The 14,572-nt window shown below is 74.5% G+C and carries 15 protein-coding genes and 1 pseudogene; 10 read left to right on the top strand and 6 right to left on the bottom strand.

Annotation, left to right across the window (positions count from 1 at the left end; translation table 11 throughout):
* Window positions 1–71 precede the first annotated feature (71 nt).
* Together AMK19_RS27900 and AMK19_RS27895 are read left to right on the top strand one after the other, a co-directional pair.
* Window positions 72–758: a response regulator transcription factor gene (locus tag AMK19_RS27900; protein ID WP_073816484.1), complete on the top strand. Its 687-nt coding sequence runs from the start codon at window positions 72–74 to the stop codon at window positions 756–758.
* Window positions 748–2,280 carry an ATP-binding protein gene (locus tag AMK19_RS27895; RefSeq protein ID WP_073816481.1) on the top strand — a complete coding sequence of 511 codons (1,533 nt, stop codon included), beginning with the start codon at window positions 748–750 and terminating at the stop codon, window positions 2,278–2,280. The genes AMK19_RS27900 and AMK19_RS27895 overlap by 11 nt, the downstream gene beginning before the upstream one ends.
* A gap of 66 nt (window positions 2,281–2,346) precedes the next feature.
* Here AMK19_RS27895 and AMK19_RS27890 read toward each other — a convergent pair whose 3' ends face one another.
* Window positions 2,347–2,841, bottom strand: a complete 495-nt coding sequence (locus AMK19_RS27890; protein ID WP_073816479.1) for a hypothetical protein — start codon at window positions 2,839–2,841, stop codon at window positions 2,347–2,349.
* 238 nt (window positions 2,842–3,079) lie between these two features.
* On the opposite strand from AMK19_RS27890, the gene AMK19_RS27885 reads away from it, so the two are divergent.
* Both AMK19_RS27885 and AMK19_RS27880 read left to right on the top strand, forming a co-directional pair.
* The gene (locus AMK19_RS27885) at window positions 3,080–3,859 is read left to right on the top strand and encodes a helical backbone metal receptor (RefSeq protein WP_241844624.1); all 780 of its coding nucleotides are present in this window, start codon (window positions 3,080–3,082) and stop codon (window positions 3,857–3,859) included.
* Window positions 3,860–3,900: 41 nt separating this feature from the next.
* Complete coding sequence (locus AMK19_RS27880) at window positions 3,901–5,043, top strand: serine hydrolase domain-containing protein (RefSeq protein WP_241844623.1); 1,143 nt, start codon at window positions 3,901–3,903, stop codon at window positions 5,041–5,043.
* Window positions 5,044–5,088: 45 nt separating this feature from the next.
* Here the strand turns inward: AMK19_RS27880 and AMK19_RS27875 are convergent, their stop codons facing one another.
* The gene (locus AMK19_RS27875; RefSeq protein ID WP_073816471.1) at window positions 5,089–5,769 is read right to left on the bottom strand and encodes a (2Fe-2S)-binding protein; all 681 of its coding nucleotides are present in this window, start codon (window positions 5,767–5,769) and stop codon (window positions 5,089–5,091) included.
* A 114-nt stretch (window positions 5,770–5,883) separates the two neighbouring features.
* On the opposite strand from AMK19_RS27875, the gene AMK19_RS27870 reads away from it, so the two are divergent.
* Both AMK19_RS27870 and AMK19_RS27865 read left to right on the top strand, forming a co-directional pair.
* Entirely contained in the window at window positions 5,884–6,855 is a 972-nt protein-coding gene (locus AMK19_RS27870; protein WP_073816469.1) for an aldo/keto reductase, read from the top strand.
* A gap of 52 nt (window positions 6,856–6,907) precedes the next feature.
* Window positions 6,908–7,651 (top strand): SOS response-associated peptidase, encoded by a 744-nt coding sequence (locus tag AMK19_RS27865; protein WP_073816467.1) that lies wholly within the window; start codon window positions 6,908–6,910, stop codon window positions 7,649–7,651.
* A 7-nt stretch (window positions 7,652–7,658) separates the two neighbouring features.
* Here AMK19_RS27865 and AMK19_RS27860 read toward each other — a convergent pair whose 3' ends face one another.
* Window positions 7,659–7,865 (bottom strand): hypothetical protein, encoded by a 207-nt coding sequence (locus tag AMK19_RS27860; RefSeq protein ID WP_073816466.1) that lies wholly within the window; start codon window positions 7,863–7,865, stop codon window positions 7,659–7,661.
* 96 nt (window positions 7,866–7,961) lie between these two features.
* Window positions 7,962–8,750, bottom strand: a complete 789-nt coding sequence (locus tag AMK19_RS27855) for a phytanoyl-CoA dioxygenase family protein (protein ID WP_073816465.1) — start codon at window positions 8,748–8,750, stop codon at window positions 7,962–7,964.
* Window positions 8,751–9,036: 286 nt separating this feature from the next.
* Between AMK19_RS27855 and AMK19_RS38500 the strand changes: the two are divergent.
* The 4 genes and pseudogenes from AMK19_RS38500 to AMK19_RS27835 all read left to right on the top strand — a co-directional run.
* A pseudogene (locus AMK19_RS38500) lies at window positions 9,037–10,185 on the top strand (ADP-ribosylglycohydrolase family protein); the annotation flags it as partial.
* 72 nt (window positions 10,186–10,257) lie between these two features.
* On the top strand, window positions 10,258–10,953 hold the full coding sequence (locus AMK19_RS27845) for an HAD family hydrolase (protein WP_073816462.1): 696 nt from the start codon (window positions 10,258–10,260) through the stop codon (window positions 10,951–10,953).
* Window positions 10,954–11,053: 100 nt separating this feature from the next.
* Window positions 11,054–11,722 carry an endonuclease gene (locus AMK19_RS38295; protein WP_073816460.1) on the top strand — a complete coding sequence of 223 codons (669 nt, stop codon included), beginning with the start codon at window positions 11,054–11,056 and terminating at the stop codon, window positions 11,720–11,722.
* A gap of 99 nt (window positions 11,723–11,821) precedes the next feature.
* Window positions 11,822–12,082: a hypothetical protein gene (locus AMK19_RS27835; RefSeq protein ID WP_073816459.1), complete on the top strand. Its 261-nt coding sequence runs from the start codon at window positions 11,822–11,824 to the stop codon at window positions 12,080–12,082.
* Window positions 12,083–12,143: 61 nt separating this feature from the next.
* Here AMK19_RS27835 and AMK19_RS36680 read toward each other — a convergent pair whose 3' ends face one another.
* Window positions 12,144–12,311 carry a hypothetical protein gene (locus AMK19_RS36680; RefSeq protein ID WP_198953479.1) on the bottom strand — a complete coding sequence of 56 codons (168 nt, stop codon included), beginning with the start codon at window positions 12,309–12,311 and terminating at the stop codon, window positions 12,144–12,146.
* A gap of 27 nt (window positions 12,312–12,338) precedes the next feature.
* Entirely contained in the window at window positions 12,339–14,507 is a 2,169-nt protein-coding gene (locus AMK19_RS27830) for an MMPL family transporter (protein ID WP_073816457.1), read from the bottom strand.
* Between the last annotated feature and the right edge of the window lie 65 nt (window positions 14,508–14,572).

Raw genomic sequence — 14,572 nt, 5'->3', positions numbered from 1 at the left:
TTCAGCCAGGAGAAAACCGGCACATCGGTCAACGACCTTTTCGGACGCCAGAATTGAATTACGCTGGCCCGATGCGCCTACTCATGGTCGAGGACGAGGAAAGGCTGGCCCGGTCGCTCAGCCAGGGCCTGCGCGCCGAGGGCTACGCCGTCGACGTGGCCACCGACGGCCCGAGCGGCCTGGAACTGGCCCGCTCCGGAACGTACGACCTGGTGGTGCTCGACGTGATGCTGCCCGGCCTGAACGGCTTCCGGATCTGCCGACGCCTTCGTGCCGAGGAGAATTCCGTGCCGATACTGATGCTCACCGCGAAGAACGGCGAATACGACGAGGCCGAGGCCCTCGACTGCGGCGCCGACGACTTCCTCGGCAAACCGTTCTCCTTCGTGGTGCTCACCGCCCGCCTCCGCGCCCTGCTGCGCCGCGGCGCGGCCGGCCGGCCCGCGGTGCTCGCCGCCGCCGACCTGCGGATCGACCCGGCGGCCCGCCGCTGCACCGTCGCCGACGCCGAACTGCGCCTCACCGCCAAGGAGTTCGGCGTCCTGGAGTGCCTGCTGCGGCGCCCCGACCAGGCCGTCCCCAAGACCGACATCCTGGACGCCGTCTGGGACTCCGCCTTCCGCGGCGACCTCAACATCGTCGAGGTGTACATCGCCGCGCTGCGCCGCAAACTCGACCGGGCCGGCGCGCACGCCCGGATCGACACCGTCCGCGGCATCGGCTACCGGCTCACCCCGTCGCCCGCCGATGTCGACTGATCGCCGGCGCTGGTGGCGCTGGTGGCCCGCCCTCGGCATCCGGGCCCGGGCCGCCGTGGCCGCGCTGGGCGCCTCCGCGCTCGCGTTCGCGGTCGCCGCACCGCTGGTCGGCGACGGCGTCCACGCCCTCCTCTACCACGAGGCCGAGATCAGTGCGATGGACGCCCTGCGCAACCTCCAGGCGAGAATCCGGGACGGCGCCGACGGCGAACTCCTGGGCGGCCAGGCGTACGTGGTGCTCACCGAGGAAGGGGAGTGGCTGGTCGGAGACTTCCTCACGGACCACCGCAACGACGACCCCGCGCTGGCCCTGGCACCCCTGCGACGGGCGAAGCCCGCGAGCGGCGCCGACCTGCCACCCGAGCCCGCGCACTCCGTCGAGACCGTTGCCATCCGCTACCCGGCCGGCATCTCCCCCTACTACCGGCTGGCCTCGCCCGAACCCCGCACCTACCACTTCCTGCGCACGCTCACCGAGCCGGTGAGCAGCGACCGACTCGCCCTGCTCGTCCCGGACGGGCACCGACCCGCTCCGGAGATGCCCGAACAGCAGCTCACCCTCTACGTCCTGATCGACCCGACCGTCGCGGACGAGACCGCCGACGTCGTCACCGGCCGACTGCTCGCCGTGGTCGCCCCGTTCGCTTCGCTGTTCGTCGCGCTGATCGCCTGGCTCGCCACCGGAATCGCGCTGCGCCCGGTGGAGTCGATCCGCCGCCAGATGGCCGCCGTGCGCGGCGGCGCGTTCCACGAACGCGTGCCGGTGCCGCGCGCCAGGGACGGCATCCATCGGCTGGCCCACACCACCAACGACACCCTCGACCGGCTCCAGCAGGCCCTGGACGAACAGCGCCGACTGGTCGCCGACGCCTCGCACGAACTGCGCAGTCCGCTTGCCGTGCTGCGCAGTTCACTCGAAGTGCCGCTGGCCCGCCCGGACACCGCCGACTGGCCGGCCGTGGTGCGCGGGGCGCTCACCGACACCGAACGGCTCCAGGACCTCGCCGACGACCTGCTGCTGCTGGCCCGCGCCGAACGTGCCGCCGAACGCGCCGCCGGCCATGCCGACGGCACCGTCGACCTGCACGACGTGATCGCCGAACAGCTCGCCGAACGGCAGTACGGCGAAGGAGAGTTGACGTACGAGAGCGAGCTCGCCGAGGCGGTGCTCGCGGGCGGCGAGATGCTGCCGGGCCGCCTGGTGCGCAACCTGCTGGACAACGCGGCCCGGCACGCGGACGGCCGGGTCGCGGTCACGCTCACCGTCGCCGACGGATGGGCGCAACTCGCCGTGGAGGACGACGGGCCGGGCATCCCGGCCGCCGACCGGGAGCGGGTCTTCGAGCGCTTCGTCCGCCTGGACGACGCCCGTGACCGGGGCCGCGGCGGCGCGGGCCTGGGCCTCGCCCTGGTGCGCACCATCGCCCACGGCCTCGGCGGCACGGCCGTCGCCGCAGCGCCCGGCCGGCTGCCCGGCGCACGGCTGGTGGTGCGACTGCCGGTGGCGGGCGGCTCGCGGTAGACGCCGCAGGGCCGCCGGCCGTGCCCGAAGGGGCATGGCCGGCGGCCCGGTTCACCGCTCCGGTGCTTACGACAGGTCGAAGGCGCCGCCGGCGACCGCCACGCCGGCCGGGCAGGTCAGGCGGACGCGGAACAGGCCGGAGAAGTCGACGGTGGACACGTAGCGGTTGCCGTCCGAGCAGTCCACGAAGGGCTGCCAGAGCGAGCCGTTACAGGTCTCGGTGAAGCTCGGCCCGTTGAAGGAGAAGTTCCCGCACACCAGATCGAGCGGGGCGATGCCCTGAGCCGTCCCGTCGGAGTGCACGGACGGGAGGTTGCTCGGCTGCGCCAGCGTGACCGAGGGGGTCTGGACCTCGTTGGCGGCCGCGGCGTTGTTCGCGGCGGAGATCACAGGAAGGGCCGGGGTCATCGGGTTGGCCTGGGCCGCGGGCTGAACCGCGGGCTTGACCGCGGGCTGAGCCGCGGTGTCCGCCGCGAAGGCGGCGGAGCCGACCGTGCCGACCGTCGTCAGGGCCAGAGCCGAGGCGACACCGATGGCGCTGAGCATCTTTCCGAATGCCATGTCGTTCCACTTTCACTGAGGGTGTGACTGAGAGTGATTGATTGACAGGGGGGCGCCCACCTGTGGATCCCCGCAACCGACCGGGGCGAGACTCACGCTAGGCCAGCCGTCGAGGAGGCGCGCGGCGAGAACGGCCAAAAAATCCGTGTACGTCTGATTGGCTCTGGGGCGGTCGCCGGACGACGCCGTCCCGTCCCGGCCGGGTGACCCTCGGACGGCGGCGGGTAGAGTGGTGTTCATGCGTGTGACAAGGGAGTTGACGGACGACGAGGGGACCGCGGTCCGGCTCGGAGAGGTCCGCCGGATCGTCTCGCTGGTCCCCTCGCTCACCGAGGCGGTGGCCGCCACCGCCCCCGGCCTGCTGGTCGGCGCCACCGACTGGTGCACCCACCCCGCCGGCCTGGACGTGCCCCGGATCGGCGGTACCAAGAACCCCGACGTCGCCCGGATCGTCACGCTCCGTGGCGATCTGGTGGTCGCCAACGAGGAGGAGAACCGCGCCCCCGACCTCGCCGCGCTGCGGGCCGCCGGGGCGGCGGTGTGGACCACCCGTATTCGCGACCTCGACCAGGCGCTCGACTCGCTGCGTCGGCTCCTCGTCGACGCCTGCCGACTGCCGGAGCCCGCCTGGCTGTTGTCGGCGCGGCAGGCCTGGGCGGAGGTGCCGGCGCCGGTGGCGGCGGTGCGGGCGGTGGTGCCGATCTGGCGGCGGCCGTGGATGGTTCTCGGCGCGGACACCTTCGCCGCCGACCTGCTCCGCCGTCTCGGCGTCACCGTCGTCACGGCCGGCCGGCCGGGCCGCTACCCGCGCGTCCCGCTCGCCGAACTCCTCGGTGCGGGAGCCGAGTTGCTGGCCCTGCCGGACGAGCCGTACCGGTTCACCGCCACCGACGGCCCCGACGCGTTCCCGGGCCTCCCGTACGCCCTGCTCGACGGCCGCCGCCTCACCTGGTACGGGCCCTCGCTGGCCGACGCCCCTGCCGTCCTCGCCGCCCAAATTGCCGCCGGGACGGTGTAGAGATCCCTTCGGCGGGTCCGACTGTCGGGTGAACGGTGCCCGTGAGCACCGCAGTCGAGAACCGAGAGGGCCACCCCGTCATGCAGCAGCTCGTGCAACGGACCATCGACCTGCTCGTCGCCTCGGGCGAGGAGTTGGGCATCCAGGTCGCCGTGTACCGGCACGGCCGGCCGGTGGTGGACGCGGTGGCCGGCGTCGCCGACCCGGCCACCGGCCGGCCGGTCACCCCCGACACCCCGTTCTTCGCCGCCTCCACAGGCAAGGGGGTGACGGCGACCGTCGTGCACGTCCTCGCGGAACGCGGCGTCCTCGCGTACGACACCCCGATCGTCGACCTCTGGCCGGAGTTCGGCGCGCACGGCAAGCAGAAGGCGACCCTGCGGCACGCCCTGACCCACTCGATCGGCGTGCCCGCCGTCCCCGCCCGCCTCACCGTCCCCGACCTGGCCGACCGGGACGCCATGTGCGCGCTGATCGCCGACGCCGAACCCTGGTGGGAACCTGGCACCGCGACCGGCTACCACGCCGTGACCTGGGGATACGTACTGGGCGAAGTCGTCCGCCGGGCCACCGGCCGGCCGATCTCGCAGGTGCTCCGGGAGGAGGTGGCCGCGCCGCTGGGCATCGCCGACGAGCTGTACTTCGGCGTCCCCGCGTCCCAACTCGGCCGGATCGCCCGGCTCGTGGACGCGCCCGGCAGCGCCGAGGCGATCGCGGCCATGCCCGCCGACCTGCCGCTCTTCAAGGCCACCCCGCCCGCCCTCACCCCCGGCGCGGACTACGGCAACAACCCGCTCGTGCTCGGCTCCGACATCCCCTCCGGCGGCACGATGTCCGCCCGCGCCGTCGCCCGGATGTACGCCGCCCTCCTCGACGAGGTGGACGGCGTCCGCCTCGTCCCGGACGCCCGCCTGCGGGAGATCACCGCCCTCGCCACCGCCGACACCGACCGCATGATCGGATTCCCGGCGCCCCGCGCCCTCGGCTACAACCTCGGCCGCCCCGGCGCCGACCCCCACCGGACCCTCACCGTCTTCGGCATGCCCGGCATGGGCGGCAGCACCGCCTGGGCCGACCCCGCCACCGGCCTCGCCTTCGCCCTCACCCGCAACCGGTTCTTCCCCGGCCCCGCCACCACCGCCGACCGGCTCAGCACCCTGATCGCCGAGACCGCCACCGCCTGAGGGCCCGGGCCCCCGCCCTCGACCTCCCAGCCGACACGTCACCGATCAGGGACGGGCCTTCGGGGCCCGCGTGAACACGCAGTCGCCGCAGAGGCCGCCCGAGGGGGCACGGTAGTAGAGGCAGCAGGAGGCGCGGCGGAAGGCGAGCGGGCCGCCGGGCGGGGTGACCGCGCCGGCGGGGGCGAGGTCGGGGAAGGCGAGCAGCTCGCGGGCCAGCGTCGCGGCGGGGACCCGCAGCGGCGGGACGGCGGCGAGCTGACGCGCGGCGCCGACCAGCGCCGACGCGGCGTTGCCCGCCAGCAGGCCGGCGGCCAGCGGGGTGAGGGCGCGGACGGCGGCGGCGAGCGGGTGCAGGTGGCCGTCCATCACCAGCGCGTGCAGCCCACCCGGCGAGGCGTCGGGCCCGTCGCCGGAGGGCAGCCACAGGTCGAACGGGCCCTGCGGCGGCAGCGCGAACCGGGCGCCGTCCAGGTCGGGCAGCCGCCCGGTGGCGACGGCGGCCCCGAGGGCCACCGACCACAGGCGCGCCGCCAGCCCGAGGTGCGCCGTGGACGCGGCGACCCGCGCCTCGTCCGTGCCCAGCACCCGCGCCACCTCGGCGACCCGCCCGGCCAACGGCCCGTCCGGCGCGGACAGTTCGCGCAGCGGCCGGAACCCGGCGGGCGCGGGTCCGGACAGCGTGGCGAAGTACGGGCCGAGAGCGGCCAACGGCGGGACGGCGGTCATGCCGCGGAGTGTAGTCGGGCCCCGCCGGCGCCAGGATTTCGCTGGCCACCGGCCGCCCCCGCCGCCTATCGTCGCGAGCTGACGGACAACCGGCACGCGAGGGAGGAACAACGCATGCGGAAGCGGCAGTTGGGGCGCAGCGGCATCGAGGTGTCGGAGGTCGGCTTCGGCGCGTGGGGGATCGGCGCGTCCGGCTGGATCGGCGCGCAGGAGGACGAGTCGCTGGCGGCGCTGCGCCGCGCGATCGACCTCGGCGTGGACTTCGTCGACACCGCCCGCGGCTACGGCGAGAGCGAGCGGCTGGTGGGCAAGGTGGTGCGGGAGTGCGCCGCGGCCGGCCGGCAGGTGCGGGTGGCGACCAAGGTCCCGCCGCTGAACCGGCAGTGGCCGGCCCGCCCGGGCGTGGACCCGGCGCAGGCGTTCCCGGGCGCGCACATCCGGGAGAGCGTGCAGACCTCGCTGCGGGCCGCCGGGCTGGAGCGGTTCGACCTGCTGCAGTTCCACGTCTGGCACGACGAGTGGCTCGGCCGCGGCGACTGGCTGGAGACCGTCGGCGCGCTCAAGGACGAGGGCCTGATCGGCCTGTTCGGCGTCTCGGTCAACGACCACGAGCCGCACACCGCCGTCGAGTTGGTGCGCAGCGGCGTGGTCGACGCGGTGCAGGTGATCTACAACATCTTCGACCAGTCGCCGCTGGACGAACTGTTCCCGGCCTGCCGCGAGCACGGCGTCGGGGTGATCGTCCGGGTCGCCCTGGACGAGGGCGGGCTGACCGGCCGGCTGACCGCCGACACGGTCTTCCCGGAGGGCGACTTCCGGCGGCGCTACTTCCGCGGCGACCGGCTGGCCGAGGTCGAGCGCCGGGCCGCCGCGATCGCCGCCGACCTGGGCATCGAGGCGGACGGGCTGGCGGAGGCGGCGCTGCGGTTCGTGCTGAGCGAGCCCGCCGTGTCCACCGTGATCCCGGGCATGCGCTCGGTGCGCAACGTCGAGCGCAACGCCGCTGTCGGCGACGGAGTGCCGCTCGGCGAAAGGGAGTTGAAGGTGCTGGCCGGACACCGCTGGGACCGGAACTTCTACTCCTGAGGGTGGCGTCGCTGCGTGCGGTTGTCGGGGTTCGGTGGCAGAGTTGGGGCCCATGTGCGGTCGCTTCGTCTCCACCACCGAGCCCGGTGACCTTGTCGCCCTGCTCGACGTCGCGCGCTGGAACCCCACCGAGGCGCTCGCGCCGAGCTGGAACGTCGCGCCGACCGACCCGATCCAGGCGGTACTGGAACGGGTGGACCACGACACCGGCGAGGTGGTGCGCCAGCTGCGGACGCTGCGCTGGGGCCTGGTGCCGTCCTGGGCGAAGGACCGTTCCGGCGCGGCCCGGCTGATCAACGCCCGCTCGGAGACCGTCGACCAGAAGCCCTCGTTCCGCAAGGCGTTCGCCGCCCGGCGCTGCGTGATCCCCGCCGACGGCTACTACGAGTGGCGGCCCGTCCCGGCGGGCGACGGCCGCAAGGCGTACAAGCAGCCGTACTACCTGAGCACCGGCGAACTGATGCTGATGGCCGGCCTGTACGAATTCTGGCGGGACGCGAGCGTGCCCGAGGACGACCCGGCGGCGTGGCTGGCGACGGCGACCATCCTGACCACCGACGCCGCCGACAGCGCGGGGCGGGTGCACGACCGGATGCCGCTCACCATTCCCCGCGAGGAGCTGGGCAGTTGGCTCGACCCGGCGAACAGCGACCGGGCCGACCTGCACCACCTGCTGCACCGCCCCGCCGACGGCGACATCCGCGTCCGCGCGGTGCCCACCGCCGTCAACCGGGTCGCCGAGAACGGCCCCCGGCTGCTCACCGAGGCCCCCGACCCGCTGGGCATCACGGACTGACGGCCCGTCAGTCCGAGTCGCCCGAGGCGGTGTTGCTGATCCGGCGGCGGTCCTCGGCCCGGCGGCGGCGCGCGTCCCGCCGGACCATCTCACCCACGGCGAGCGTCGCCCGGGACACCCCCCGGACCCAGGCGGGCCCACTGCGCTCCGCCCACACCACACAGCCGCAGCCGCCCACCGCGAGCAGCAGAACGATCACCAGTGCCACACCCATCACGGCTTCCCCTTCCCCGCCGATTCTCCCGCATCATCGCAGGTGGGCGCGGTGCGGCGGCACGGCGCAGCGGCGATTCCGCGAAGTTCCGCGCGTTCAGCGCCCCAGGCCGAGCCGGACGGCGCGCTCCACCGGCGAGTACGCCCCGTCCGCGCGCTCCAGCACCAGGTCGCCGGTGGACAGCAGCGCCGGCTGGGCGAGGAAGCGCGGCACCGTGCCGTGGTGCGGCTGCGCGGCGTGGATCAGGAACGGGTGGCACAGGTAGACGTCCCCCGCCCGCCCGGTGGCCGACGCGGTCTCCCGCTCCGGATGGTCCAGCAGCCCGGCCCGGTCGAGCTCCGCGCAGAACGAGAAGAACTCCACGCCCTTGTCGCCGGCCGGCTCCAACTGCCGCGGCACGTCCAGGTGCGAGCCGACCTTGATCCGGGTCGGCGCGTTCGCCTCGTCCACGTCGGACAGCAGGAACAGCATCAGCAGCGCCCGGCCGCGCGAGACCAGGTTGAGCCACAGGCCCTCCTCGCCGTCCGGCGTGAAGCTCGCGTCCAGGTGCCAGCCCGCGTCGCCCGGGTCGTCCGGGTGCGGGAAGCGGATCGGGAAGCCGCCCAGCCACGGCTGCGGCCGCCACCGGCCCTCGCCGACCAGCTGGTCGAACGCGCCGTGCAGGCGCTCGGTGGTCGCGGCCCGCCGGAACGGCTCGTCCGCGTACCCGGCCAGCCGGACCACCGGCTGCGTCCAGCCCGCCGGATCGTCCGGATCCAGGCCCATCTCGCGCCAGAGGAACTCCCGGCACTCGGCGGCCAGTTCGGGCGAGAACGCACCCTCCAGGCGGACGAAGCCGTCCGTGACGAAACCCTCGACCTGCTGCGGCGACAGAACAGTACCCATGGGGACGGAGTCTCGGCCGAACGCCCGGCAGCGGCAAACGAATTTCCGTCCGAGCGATGCGACTTGACGCGACGCCACCCGCGCGCTTCGGTAGGAGCCATATGACTGCCTTGCACACCGGCCCCGCCTTCGACGCCCTCCAGGGCCTGTCCGTGGGCGACGCCCTCGGCGCCCAGTTCTTCGTTCCCGCCACCGCCCGCGCCCAGTTCTTCGTTCCCGCCACCGCCCGCGCCCACTTCGGCGCCGCACCGTCCCGCCCGGCCCCTGGCCGTGGACCGACGACACCGAGATGGCCTGCTCGGTGTACGCCATGCAGGTCGCCCGCGGCGCGATCGACAGCTACGACCTCGCCTGCGCCTTCGCCCGGTGCCACGACTTCGACCGCGGCTACGGGCCCACCGCCAACCGGCTGCTCCGGCTGATCCGCGAGGGCGGCGACGCCCGTCGGCTGGCGGCCGAACTCTTCGACGGCCAGGGCTCGTTCGGCAACGGTGCGGCGATGCGGGTGGCCCCGCTGGGGGCCGCGTACGCGCACGACCCGGCGTCCGTCGTCCGGCCCGCCGCCGACACCGCGGAGACCACCCACACCCACCCGGACGCGGTGGACGGCGCGATCGCGGTGGCCGTCGCCGCCGCCCACGCGGTGCGCTGCCGGACCGCGCCGCTCGCCCCGGACCGCTTCCTGTCCGCCGTCGCCGACCTCACCCCGTTCGGGCCCGTCCGCGAGGGCCTGGACCAGGCCGGGCGGCTGCTCGACCGGTCCGACGTCCGGGCGGTCGCGGCGGTGCTCGGCAACGGCCGCCGCACCAGCGCCCTCGACACCGTCCCGTTCGCGCTCTGGTGCGCCGCCCGGTGGCTCGACGACTACCCGGCGGCCGTCCGGGCGGCGATCGGCGGCGGCGGCGACATGGACACCGTCGCCGCGATCACCGGCGGCGTGGTCGCCGCCCGCACCGGCGCCGACGGCATCCCCGCCGGCTGGCTGGCCGCCCGCGAACCGCTGCCGGCCTGGGCGTTCCCCGAGGACGCCCAGGTCCCGCCGCCCACCTGGCCGGACACCAGGTCCGCGGTGGAGCCCCCGGCCGTGCCGCGCTTCGTCCCGATGGTGCTGCCCAGGCCCTACCCGGTGCCGGACCGGCTGTCCTTCGGCGAGGAGGTGTGGAACCGCTACCGCTCCGGCTACCGGGCCGCACGCTGGGTGGCCCGCGCCGAGGAGGGCGTCCTGCACCTGCACGGGGCGACCACCGGACGCGAGGTGTTCGCCGTCCGGGTCGCCCCGCACCGCGGCGGCCACCATGCCGTCGGCGTGCAGATCGAGGCCCACCCCGCGCTCTACAACGGCGGCCGCAGCAAGCGGGGCGAGGTGGAGTTCGTCCTCATGGAGCTCGAAGGCCTCGTCCGGACCAGGGGCCCGCTGCCGGCCGGCCCCTGGTGACGGCCCCTGGTGACGGCCCGTCGGGCGGCCGGATAGGGTGAAATCCACCGGTGGGCGGCTGAGGAGGGGACGATGCGCATCGAAGCGGTGCTGTTCGACCTCGACGGCACACTGCTGGACCACGACGGCGCCGCCGAGGCCGCCGTCCTGGCCGGCGCGGCCGCCGAACTCCCCGGACAGCCGCTGGACCGCGACGGACTGCTGCACTTCTGGCGCGACCTCGAACGCCGCGAGTACGACCGCTACCTGGCCGGCGAACTGACCGTCCAGGAACAGCGCCGGGCCCGCGCCCTCGGCCTGGCCCGGCACCTCGGGCTCGGCGAGTGGTCCGACGAACAGGCCGACGCCTGGTTCGCCGGATACCTCCGCCGATACCGGCGCTCCTGGCGGGCCTTCCCCGAAGTCCCGCGCGCCGTCCGCGAGTTGGGCGCCGACCGACAGCTCGGTGTGATCACCAACGGCGAGGGTGACATACAGCGCGACAAGCTGCGCACCGTCGGCCTCGACGCCCTCGCCGCGCACACCACCGCCTCCGCCGAGGCCGGCTGCGCCAAACCCGACCCGGAGATCTTCCACCTGGCCTGCCGCACCCTCGGCGTCGCCCCCGCCAACACCGCGTACATCGGCGACCGGCTGGACGTCGACGCGCAGGCCGCCACCGAGGCCGGACTGCTCGGCATCTGGCTGGAACGCGAGCCCACCGGCGCGCCGGCCGTCACCGTGCCCCGGGTGCGCACCCTCGCCGAGGTCGCCCCGCTCCTCGGCTGAAGGCCGGTCGGCGTGGCTTCGGGCCGCCCGGGCCCCCCGCCGCGTACCGTCGGGCCGGACGGCTGACGGTTCGTCAGCGAAGTGAATCCGGGAGGCCGATATGGACACGAGGCAACGAGTGGCGGCACTGGTGGCGGACGCGGGAACCACCTACGCCGAACAGGCGGGCATCGAGATCGCCGACCGACCCGCCGAACTGTGGCAGCTGCTGATGCTCAGCAACCTCGTCTCGGCCCGCATCCAGGCCGAGATCGCCGTCACCGGCACGGCCTCCCTGGTCGCCGCCGGCGCCGGCACCCCCGCCGGCACGCTGGAACTCGACTGGCAGCAGCGCAAGGACGCGCTGATCGCCGGCCGCTACCAGCACTTCGCCGACGGCACCGCCACCAGGCTCGGCGAATGCGCCCGCCTCGCCCAGGACGAATACGGCGGCGACCTGCGAAAACTCGCCGCCGCAGCCCAGGGCCGCCCCGAGCGCACCCGCGCCCTGCTGCAACGCTTCCCCGGCATCGGCCCGGCCGGCGCCGCCGCCTTCTGCCGCGAGGCCCAGGCCGTCTGGCCCCACCTGCGCCCCGCCCTCGACCCCCGCGCCACCGCCGGCGCCGAACGCCTCGGCCTGCCCACCGACCCGGCCGAACTCGCCGCCCTCATCGCCCCCGAAGACCTGCACCGCCTCGGCGACGCCCTCGTCCGCGCCGCCCTCGACCCCGCCATGGCCGAACGCGTCCTGGCCGCCACCCCCGACACCGCGCAGACCGCGTCGGTCTGACGCCCCGCAAGCCCCGCCCGCCCCGCCGGCCCCGCCCGCCCCGGACGCCTCGCGGACGGCCGGACCCTCGCCGCCGCCCTGCACGACTCGACCGGCGCCGTGCTCCGTTGGGACCTCGCCGACCGCACCCACCCCGCCCGCATCGGCGAGCCCCTCACCACCAGCACCGGCCCGCTCTCCGTCACCGCCTTCGGCCCGGACGGCCGGATGCTGGCCGCCACCACCGACGGCGGCGCGGTGGGCCTCTGGCATCTCGACCCCGAACAGGTGGCCGCCCGTATCTGCGCGACCACCGGCCCGCTCGACGCCCGGCAGTGGGAGGCGCGGGTGGCCTCCGTGCCGTACCGCGCGACCTGCTGAAGGCCCCGAAAACCCCGAGCGCCCCCGCCCTGACGGTGGGCGGGGGCGCGGTTCGGGCGGGTCAGCGGCCGAAGATCCGGCTCAGCCAGGAGCCGGAGGCGGCCTTGTCGGCGGCGGTGCAGGAGCAGCGCTGGGACTTGGGGATACCGGCGAGAACCTGCTCGACGTGCATGCCGCAGCCGGCGTAGGAGGGCTTGTTACAGGTCTTGCAGGTGGTGCGACGGCACATGGGGGTGGTCCTTTCGGGGAGGGGGTGTCAGGAGTGCGAGAAGGGGATGTTCGGGAGGATGCGGTCGAGCCAGCGGGGCGTGTGCCAGGCGGCGCGGCCGGTCAGGCGGAGCATGACGGGGAGCAGGACCAGGCGGATCAGGGCGGCGTCCAGCAGGACGGCGACGCCGAGGACGATGCCCATCTCCTTGGGCGGCAGCGGGCCGGAGATGGCGAAGGTGAAGAACACCGCGACCATCACGGCGGCCGCCGCGAAGATCACCCGGCCGGAGTGGGCGAGGGCGCCGACCATGGCCTTGCGCGGGTCGCCGGTGCGCTCGTACTGCTCCTTCGCGGAGGCCAGCAGGAAGACGGTGTAGTCCATCGCGATCGCGAAGATCATCGCGAAGAAGAACACCGGCGCCCAGCCGTCCAGGAAGCCCTGCGGGGTGAAGCCCAGCAGTCCGGAGCCGTGGCCGTCCTGGAAGACCAGTCGGGCGACGCCGAACGCCGCGCCGGTGGACAGCAGGCTGGCCACGGTGCCGAGCGCCGCGATCAGCGGGGCGCGCAGCGCGAACAGCAGCAGGACGAAGCCGAGGACCATGACGACGCCGATGACCAGCGGGGTCTTCTCGGTCAGCAGGTGCTGGAGGTCGAGGTTCTCCACCGCGGCGCCGCCGACCAGGGTGTGGTCGGGCAGTTCGGCGCGCAGCGTGTTCACGGTCTGGCCGAGCTGCGGGTCGGACGGGTCGACGGACGGGACGGCCTGGATCAGCGACAGGTTCGCGCCGTCGGCGGCGGGCATCGCGGGCATCACGCCGGCGATGCCGGGGGTGGCGGCGACGGTCTGCGCGGTGGCCGCGGCCTGGTCGGTCGGGGTGAGGATCTGCAGGGTGCCGGGGGCGCCGTCGCCGAAGGCCTGCTGGACGGCGGTGTAGCCGGCCCGGGCGCTGGCGTCCTCGGGCAGCACGTTGATGGACGGCATCGCGGTGCGCAGTCCGATCACCGGCGCGGCCAGCGCCAGCAGCGCGACCAGGGCGAGCGCGCCCCAGCGCAGCGGCTGCTTCCACAGCCGCTCGCCCCAGGCCTCGAACCGCGGCGAGGTCTGCGCCTCGCGCTTGGCCCACGGCAGCGACACGGCGTCGATGCGGTGGCCGAGCTTGCCGAGAATGGCGGGCAGCAGGGTCAGGGTGGCGCCGAGGACGAACAGCACGGCCAGCATGATGCCGCCGGCCATCGAGCGGAACGCGGGGGACGGGACCAGCATCACGGCGGACAGGCTGACCAGCACGGTCGCGCCGGACAGCAGCACGGCCTTGCCCGCGGTGTCCATGGTCTCCGCGACCGAGCGTGAACTGTCGCTGCCCCGCTTCGAATTGGCGCGGGCGGCGCGGAACCGGACGACCAGGAACAGTGCGTAGTCGATGCCCAGCGCGAGGGCGAACATCATGGCGAAGTTCATCGCCCAGATGGAGACCGGGAACAGGTGGCTGATCAGCACCAGCGAACCGGCCGAGGCGGCCAGGCCCGCCATGGTGAGCAGCAGCGGCAGTCCGGCGGCGACCAGCGAGCCGAAGGCCAGCACCAGGATGGCCAGGGTGACCGGCCAGGACATGATCTCGGACTTCATCATCGCGTCGTGGTTGGCGGTGTTGAAGTCGCTCCACAGCACGGACGCGCCGGTCGCGGTGACGTCCACGCCGCCGCCGGACAGCTCGCGCAGCGGCTCCTTCAGGTCGTCGGCGGCCCGCACCATGTCGTCGGGCGAGGCGGCGGCCCCGGCCAGCAGCACGGCGGTGCGGCCGTCCTGGCTGACGGTCGCGCCGGGCTGCGGCGGGACGACGGTGGAGATCCGGGAGTCGGCGGTGGCCAGCGCGGTGGCCCGGTCGACCACCTGCTGCACGTCGGGGTCGGTCACCGGGCGGTCGGCGTGCACCACGATCTGGATCGCGGAGGAGGCGTTGCCCGCGAAGTGCTCCTCGGCGAGGGTGCGGACCTTCACCGAGTCGGAGCCGTTGGCCTGCCAGCCCGCGCCGGAGAGCGCGGTGGTGACCTTCGGGGCGAACGCGCCGAGGCCGATCACGATGATCAGCCAGCCGACCAGCACGGTCTTGAAGTGGTGGACGGACCAGACGCCGAGGCGGCCGAGCAGCCCGTCCCGGGGCGGGGCGACGGCCGGGGGCGCGGAGGCGGCCGGCGCGGGGGCGGAGCGGTTCACGGGTGTTTCTCTCCAAGCGGGCGGGGGGTCCGCCGATCCAAGGGTAATACCTGGGGGGGTATATA

The sequence above is a fragment of the Kitasatospora sp. CB01950 genome, from assembly GCF_001905465.1.
GTDB lineage: Bacteria > Actinomycetota > Actinomycetes > Streptomycetales > Streptomycetaceae > Kitasatospora.
This window is presented reverse-complemented; position numbering and strand designations above follow the sequence as displayed.